Below are 6,750 nucleotides of genomic sequence, written 5' to 3' on the forward strand. Positions count from 1 at the left end.
CCCCTTTCTTCAGCCCGCAAGACGCGCGCCGAGCCCCTCGATCATCTTCCGGCAAGCGGCGAGTTCACCGATCTCGATATATTCGTCGGGACGATGGGCACGGCCGATGTCGCCTGGGCCGCAAACGACCGCATCGATGCCGGCCTGCTGATAAAGCCCGGCCTCCGTGCCGAAACTGACGGCCGTGAGCGGCTCCTGCCCCGTCAGCTCCGTCAGAACGGCCGCCAGCGCGCTCCCGTTCGCGGGCGCAAGGGCGGGATAGGTGCTCAACTCGTGCCACGCCACATCGAAGCCGCTGTCTCGCAGGGCGAAGAGCCGGGCCTTGACCGGCTCAAGCAGGGAGGCTGGAGAAACGCCGGGCACGGCACGCGCCTCGATATCGGCTGTGCAGTGACCAGCGATGATGTTGACCGCCTGTCCACCGGCGATGACGCCCACCTGCAAGGACGAGTATGGGGGCTCGAAATTTTGATCGCGCGGCCCGTCCGCGAGCGATTGGCCGTAGGCCACGGCATATGTGATGACGCCGGCCATGGCGTGCACGGCATTGAGTCCGAGATCGGGGCGTGACGAATGGCCTGGTCGCCCGATCACCTCGAGCCGCGCGGCGGCCTTCCCCTTGTGCGCGCGCACGGGCTGCATCCGGCTCGGCTCGCCGACAATCGCGCCAAGCGGCCTCTCGCATAAGCTCGGCAACGCTGCCAAGAGATGCGGCACACCGCGGCACCCCGCCTCTTCGTCGTAGGAGAATGCGAGATGAACTGGCTGCCGCAGGTTCATCGCCGCAAGTCCTGGGAGCACGGCCAGTGCGCAGGCGAGGAAGCCCTTCATGTCGGTGGTGCCGCGGCCGTAAAGCCTGCCGCCCTCGCGGCGCAGGACAAACGGGTCCGAGCTCCATTCCGGCTCGCCGGCCGGCACGACATCCATATGTCCGGAGATGATGTAGCCCCGACCCTGGCGCGGGCCGATCGTCACGAAGAGGTTGGACCGGTCGCCCTCGGGACCGGGGAGAACTGTCACCTCGGCTCCGGCTGCCTGACAGTAGTCGCGGATCCAATCGGCGATCGCGCCGTTTGGCGTGCCCACAACAGAGGGAAATGCAATCAGCGTCGCGAGGATTTCTTCCACGTTCATGGCGGTCCGCTCTGCTTGCACACTATCACCGGGTGCAACCAGCCTATCCGCAGGCAGCAGTGTTCCCTGCCGAATTGCGTCGTGCTTTGGCCGAAGATTGCGAAAAAGCACCTCGAACCAGCTAAACCTGCTGGCTTTCCCGTATAATGCTGCGGCAAAAGGGGTATGTCGCGACATGGCGATCGATGACAGGATCAACACCGCGTGCCTTGCGCATTCGTTGAAGGAGCGGATCGATTGAGATGCAGAGATCAGTACGCCTGAAATCCTTCGAACTGGTCGCGCGGGACATTGATGATGTCGACGTCAAGCTACTGCACGCGCTGTCGATCTCAGTCCGCTGGCCTCACCGGCCGAAGGATTGGGACTTTCTGCGCCGTGCCGGACGCGGCATTGTTGCCGTTGATGGTATTGGACGCGTTTTCGGCAGCGCGATGTGGTTTCCCCACGGAGACGATTTCGCCACCATCGGCGTAGTGATCACAACGCCCCGCACGCAAGCGCAAGGAGGCGGCCGATGGCTCATGGACTTGGTGCTCGAGCAGTGCGGCGATCGCAACTTGGCACTCAATGCTACCCACGCTGCCTATCCTCTTTATGTCTCACTCGGCTTCACGACCGAGGCGATCGTATACATGCACCAGGGGGAGGTCCCACAGACGCTCCCAACAATGCCGGCTCTGGACGGTCAATTGCAGGCGCTATCGAGCGACAGTCTGAAGGAGATCACGGCGCAGGATACGCCCGCGTTTGGGACAAACCGCGAGAGGCTGCTCGCGTTGCTCGCAGCGGATGCCTCAATCTGCACTTTGAGCCGCGGCGGCGAGATCGTCGGCTATTCCATGTGTCGCGAGTTCGGACGTGGCCATATGATCGGCCCCATGGTCGCGCGCAACGATCTCGACGCGGTCCACCTCACAGCCGTGCATCTGAAGGAACTGGCAGGACGATTCACCCGCGTCGACACCCGCGAGAAGGATGGTGTGTTTGCCGCGTTTCTCCAGCAGTGCGGTCTCGGCATTGCCGAGACCGTTACGACAATGTCCAAAGGGCGCCGCTTCCTGAACCGGGAAGACAATGAGCCTTGGGTCTATGGATTGGCCGGCCACGCCTTGAGCTGAATGCAAGCACGCTGTCGCCTTCAACCAGCAGTCAGAGGATCAGGTGATCAGTGCGCGCGTCGATCAACCGGCATGATGCGGTTGCCGTCACGCGGCCGGAACGGCTGCCGCTTCGAATCTGCTCCTAATCCAGGATTCAGTTTCCGCTGCCGACATAATGACCGTCCGACGCCCATCCGCCACGCCATCCACGATGACATGGCCGATGCCGCGCGAGCACGGCTCGATGCGGGCGTTGAGGTGATAGATGTCGCGCAGCAGATCGGATGTGATGACGTCTGGCGATGACCCGCATGCGACCAGCCGGCCGTCCGCGATGACCATTGTCTGATCGCTGAAGCGAAGGGCGTGATTGAGGTCGTGCAGGGCGATCAGCACGACCATGCCTCGCGCCTGAGCAAGTCCCCGCATGAGGCCAAGCACTTCCACCTGCCGCGACAGATCGAGTGCTGATGTCGGTTCGTCCATCAGCAGGATCTCCGGCTCGCGCACCAGCGTTTGTGCCAGGCTGGCGAGTTGCCGCTGGCCGCCGGAAAGCTCGCCAATGTTGCGGAAAGCGATGTCGGCGATGCCGAGCGCCGCCAGCGTCTCGTCAATGCGAGCCAAATCATCATCGCCCACCGAGCAGCCCATACCCTGCTTACGGGCGAGCAACACTGACTCGTAGACGGTGAGCACCGCGTTGGCGGACGTTTCCTGTGGCATGTAGCAGATGCCGCTCTTCCCGCGAATGGCCCCCTCGACATGCATTGCTCCCGGTCCGTCCAGGAGGCCGGCAATGCGCCTGAAGAGCGTCGACTTCCCGGCGGCATTCGGACCGATCACGGCCACGATGTCTCCGCCCTCGAACGCATTCGTCGTCACATCGCGAAGCCGCAGGCTCGTGCCGTAGCGCGCGCCGAGCGCCTCGAGCCGGATCGTCACCATGAGCGCCTCGTGCTGGACAGGATGAGCGAGATGAAGAACGGGATGCCGATCAGCGAGCTGACGATGCCGATCGGGAAGACCGTCCCCGGGATAAGCGACTTACTGACGACCGAGCTGGCCGACAGGATGAGCGCGCCCGCAAGGGCCGAGGCGGGCAGGAAGAAGCGTTGGTCCTCGCCGATGACCATGCGCGCGATGTGCGGACCTACCAGACCGATAAAACCTATGGTGCCGACGAAGGCGACGGGAATGGCGGCGAGGAGGCTCACCAGAATGAGCGTCTCGAGCCGCAGGCGACCGACCTTGACGCCGAAGCTGGCCGCCTTGTCCTCACCGAGCCTCAACGCCGTCAGCGCCCAAACGCGCCGGGCGAAAATGGGTAAGACTGCCAGGAGAATGAATGTGGTGACTGCAAGCTTCGGCCAGGTGGCCTTGCTGAGGCTGCCCATTGTCCAGAAGACGACCGCCGCCAGCGCTTCCGCCGAGGCGAAAAACTGGACCAGCGCCAGCAGCGCGTTGAAGGTGAAAACCAGAGCGATGCCGAGCAGCACGATGGTCTCCGCGCTGACGCCGCGCTTTACGCTTAGTACGTGAATGAGCAAGGGCCCCAGCATCGCCATCACGAAGGCGTTGATCGGCACCACATATTCGACTGCGGCGGGGACAAGCCTCACCCCGAAGGCAAGTGCAAGCGCGGCGCCGAAGCTCGCGGCGGCGGATATGCCGGGCGTGAAGGGGCTCGCCAGCGGGTTGTTGAGGATGGTCTGCAACTGCGCGCCGGCCACGGCGAGCGCTGCCCCGACGACAATGGCCATCAGGGCGACCGGCATGCGGATGTCCCAGAGCACCACGCGCACCTGCTGCGGCACCGTGTCGGGAAACACAAGCGCCCGCATGACCTCGCCAAGTCCGTAGCGGGCGGGACCGACCGCAAGGTCGACGCACAGGCTGAAGAGCAGGGCAGCGCCGAGGCCGGCAAGGATCAACTGCCGCCGCCAGACGAGAGCGCGGTAACGCCCTCGTCCATCGGTGCTGTCGAGCGCGGTGCTGACGGCCGTCGATTCAATCGACATCGGTCAGCGAAACCCAGTGGCCGGGCCGGTATGCTACGGGCAAGAATTTCTCGTGCAACTCTCTGAAGGTCGCCTCGGGATCGAGATCGGCGAAGAGATCCGGATGCAGCCACTTGGCCATCTGCTGGATAGCCACGAACTGATAGGGGCTGTTGTAGAACTGATGCCAGATGGCATGCACCGCGCCATCCTCGACGGCCTTCACGCCGGTCAGCGCCGGCCGCTCGGTCAGCGCCTTCAGCTTGCGCAGCGCCTCTGCCTGATCACGGCCGGGCCCGACGCCGACCCAGGCACCGCCCGGCACATAGGCGTCCCACCATCCGCCGGTGACGATGATCTGATCCGGGTCGGATGCGATGATCTGTTCGGGATTGAGTGTGCCGAACGTGCCGGGGATGATGCCCTTGGCGATGTTGTCGCCGCCTGCCATCTCGACGAATTTGCCGAAATTGTCGTCGCCGAAGCTCATGCAGCAGTCGTCGGAATAGCCGCCGGCGCGTTCGATGAAGACCTTGGGCCGTTCCGGCTTGGCCCGCTCGATGACGTCGGTAACGAGCGCGATCTCGGCGGCGCGCCAGGTGATGAATTCCTCAGCGCGCTCCTCCTTGCCGAACAGCTTGCCAAACAGGCGCATGCTGGGTTCGGTGTTGGTGAAGGGGCGCTCGCGGAAATCGACATAGACCAACGGAATGCCGGCGGCGGCGAGCTTCTCGATATACTTGCCGTCTTCCGTAGCCTGCTTCGATTCGATATTCATCAGGATGACGTCGGGCCTGAGCGAGACCGCCTGCTCGACGTCGAAAGTACCGTCCTTGAAGCCGCCAAAAGTCGGGATCTCCCCCATCCTGGGGAATTTTTCCAGATAGGCGGCGTAATTGTCCGGATCCGCCTGGCTGAAATCCTCGCGCCAGCCAGCGATGCGCTTGAACGGATCCTCGGTGTCGAGTGCCGCGACGAGATAGACCTGCCGGCCCTCACCCAGGATTACCTTCTCAACCGGGACGTTCACCTCGACCTGGCGGCCCGTGATGTCAGTCACTGCAACCATTTCGGCCCTGGCGGCCAGCGTCATCGACAGGGCGGCGATAGCTGCCGCCATCGTCCCTGCTCGGATCCTTCCGAAATTCATCGCGCCCTCTCTTGAAGTGGATTAACCAGAGGTGGCTTAAAAGATGACTTCAGTCTCAAGAAATATCTTTTAGAGCCATTCCAGACTGGTGCGACGAGAAGGGGTCTGGAATGGCGGGCGAGCCCAATTATTCGCTGCGGGACGAGATACGCGACTATTGGTCGGCGCGCGCCGGAACATTCGACCTTTCGGTGGGGCATGAAATCTTCTCACAGCGGGAACGCCTGGCCTGGCACAGGCTGATGCTCAAGCACTTGGGGCCTGGGGATGGGCGTCGCGCGCTCGACCTCGCTTGCGGCACCGGCGTCGTATCCCATCTCATGCACGACCTGGGTTATGCCGTGACCGGGCTCGATTGGTCAGAGGCCATGCTTGCCCGCGCGCGTGCAAAGGCGACGCAGAGCGAAACCGGCATCCGGTTTCTGATCGGCGACGCCGAGCGCACCCTTGAAAAAGGAGAAAGCTACGACGTCCTCGTCACCCGTCATCTCATCTGGACGTTGGTGGATCCGCGAGCGGCATTCGCCGAATGGTTCTCGCTGCTCAAGCCTGGCGGACGGCTGCTGATCATTGATGGTGATTTCGTCAGTGGGACCTGGGTAACCCATCTGCGACAAGTCCTGGAAAGGGCCATTGGCCTGACAGGCGGGCCGGTCCACGGACTGGATCAGGCGATGGCGGACCGCCATCGCAGCATCCTGTCGCGGCTGCACTTTTCGCACGGCGCCAAAGCGGACGAGGTCTGCGCGCTTCTCGTGGAGGCTGGCTTCGAGATACCTGTGGTCGACACCCGGTTCGGCGCGATTCATCGCGCGCAGGCACGGCACATAAACTTCCTCAGGGCGCTGGAACGCTCGACGCAGCATCGCTACGCGATCTGCGCGACCAAGTCGGCCTCGTAGTTGGGGAATTTCTAACGATTTGCTCGCAACAGCCCAGACACGACAGCTCAGGGTGAAAGACCACCGCGGAGAGACTTAGAAAAGAAGCTGTACGGATTGTCCCTGCGCCGAAAGCAGTTTGACGGCCTTCCGGTCAAACGAGACGAAAGTCTCCCCGCCAAGCCAGCCGCCGTCAAAAGCGAGCACGCCGTCCGCGAAATCGCCGCCGGCATCGAGGACTGACAGCCCTGCCTCAACGGCCGGCCGGTTGACGACAACATTCGCGGTGTTCAGCAACGCCCGGATCGCCGCGGCAATATTTTCGGGCTCTGTCTGGTATTGCCGGGCCAGAACCCAAACGAATTCGCACAAGGCCTGCAAGCTCACGGCCACGATGTCCTCTGTGGATGGCTCCCGCGATGCAAGAGGTAATTCGACATTATGGCGCGTTGGTCGGGTGCAGTCTTCTGTCCGGCCTGTTGATG

General features: G+C 63.0%; 7 protein-coding genes. 2 read left to right on the top strand and 5 right to left on the bottom strand.

Going from position 1 to position 6,750, the window contains the following annotated elements:
• Positions 1–9: 9 nt before the first annotated feature.
• Entirely contained in the window at positions 10–1,134 is a 1,125-nt protein-coding gene (gene argE, locus NKG60_RS30625; RefSeq protein ID WP_352665724.1) for an acetylornithine deacetylase, read from the bottom strand.
• A gap of 242 nt (positions 1,135–1,376) precedes the next feature.
• Between argE and NKG60_RS30630 the strand changes: the two genes are divergently transcribed.
• Positions 1,377–2,255: a GNAT family N-acetyltransferase gene (locus NKG60_RS30630; RefSeq protein WP_352976483.1), complete on the top strand. Its 879-nt coding sequence runs from the start codon at positions 1,377–1,379 to the stop codon at positions 2,253–2,255.
• Positions 2,256–2,342: 87 nt separating this feature from the next.
• On the opposite strand, the gene NKG60_RS30635 is transcribed toward NKG60_RS30630, so the two are convergent.
• Genes NKG60_RS30635 through NKG60_RS30645 form a run of 3 tightly spaced genes read right to left on the bottom strand, consistent with a single transcriptional unit; the run spans position 2,343 to position 5,354 of the window.
• On the bottom strand, positions 2,343–3,182 hold the full coding sequence (locus NKG60_RS30635; protein ID WP_352665727.1) for an ABC transporter ATP-binding protein: 840 nt from the start codon (positions 3,180–3,182) through the stop codon (positions 2,343–2,345).
• Entirely contained in the window at positions 3,176–4,255 is a 1,080-nt protein-coding gene (locus NKG60_RS30640; protein WP_352665728.1) for a FecCD family ABC transporter permease, read from the bottom strand. Before NKG60_RS30640 ends, NKG60_RS30635 begins: the two co-directional genes overlap by 7 nt.
• Positions 4,245–5,354: an ABC transporter substrate-binding protein gene (locus NKG60_RS30645; RefSeq protein WP_352665807.1), complete on the bottom strand. Its 1,110-nt coding sequence runs from the start codon at positions 5,352–5,354 to the stop codon at positions 4,245–4,247. The genes NKG60_RS30640 and NKG60_RS30645 overlap by 11 nt, the downstream gene beginning before the upstream one ends.
• Before the next feature lie 140 nt (positions 5,355–5,494).
• Here NKG60_RS30645 and NKG60_RS30650 point away from each other — a divergent pair, with 140 nt between their 5' ends.
• Positions 5,495–6,286, top strand: a complete 792-nt coding sequence (locus tag NKG60_RS30650) for a class I SAM-dependent methyltransferase (RefSeq protein ID WP_352665729.1) — start codon at positions 5,495–5,497, stop codon at positions 6,284–6,286.
• A gap of 75 nt (positions 6,287–6,361) precedes the next feature.
• Here the strand turns inward: NKG60_RS30650 and NKG60_RS30655 are convergent.
• The coding region (locus tag NKG60_RS30655) for a type II toxin-antitoxin system VapC family toxin (protein ID WP_352976486.1) at positions 6,362–6,750 on the bottom strand (389 nt) is incomplete at its 5' end.

Origin of the sequence: Mesorhizobium sp. M1428, assembly GCF_040317515.1 — a bacterium.
Classification (GTDB): domain Bacteria; phylum Pseudomonadota; class Alphaproteobacteria; order Rhizobiales; family Rhizobiaceae; genus Mesorhizobium.

Bases quoted from the DNA above. Each gene is read 5' to 3' on its own strand.
- NKG60_RS30645 (WP_352665807.1), bottom strand. From the start codon at position 5,354: ATGGCGGCAGCTATCGCCGCCCTGTCGATGACGCTGGCCGCCAGGGCC.
- NKG60_RS30650 (WP_352665729.1), top strand. From the start codon at position 5,495: ATGGCGGGCGAGCCCAATTATTCGCTGCGGGACGAGATACGCGACTAT.
- NKG60_RS30630 (WP_352976483.1), top strand. From the start codon at position 1,377: ATGCAGAGATCAGTACGCCTGAAATCCTTCGAACTGGTCGCGCGGGAC.
- argE (WP_352665724.1), bottom strand. From the start codon at position 1,134: ATGAACGTGGAAGAAATCCTCGCGACGCTGATTGCATTTCCCTCTGTT.
- NKG60_RS30635 (WP_352665727.1), bottom strand. From the start codon at position 3,182: ATGGTGACGATCCGGCTCGAGGCGCTCGGCGCGCGCTACGGCACGAGC.
- NKG60_RS30640 (WP_352665728.1), bottom strand. From the start codon at position 4,255: ATGTCGATTGAATCGACGGCCGTCAGCACCGCGCTCGACAGCACCGAT.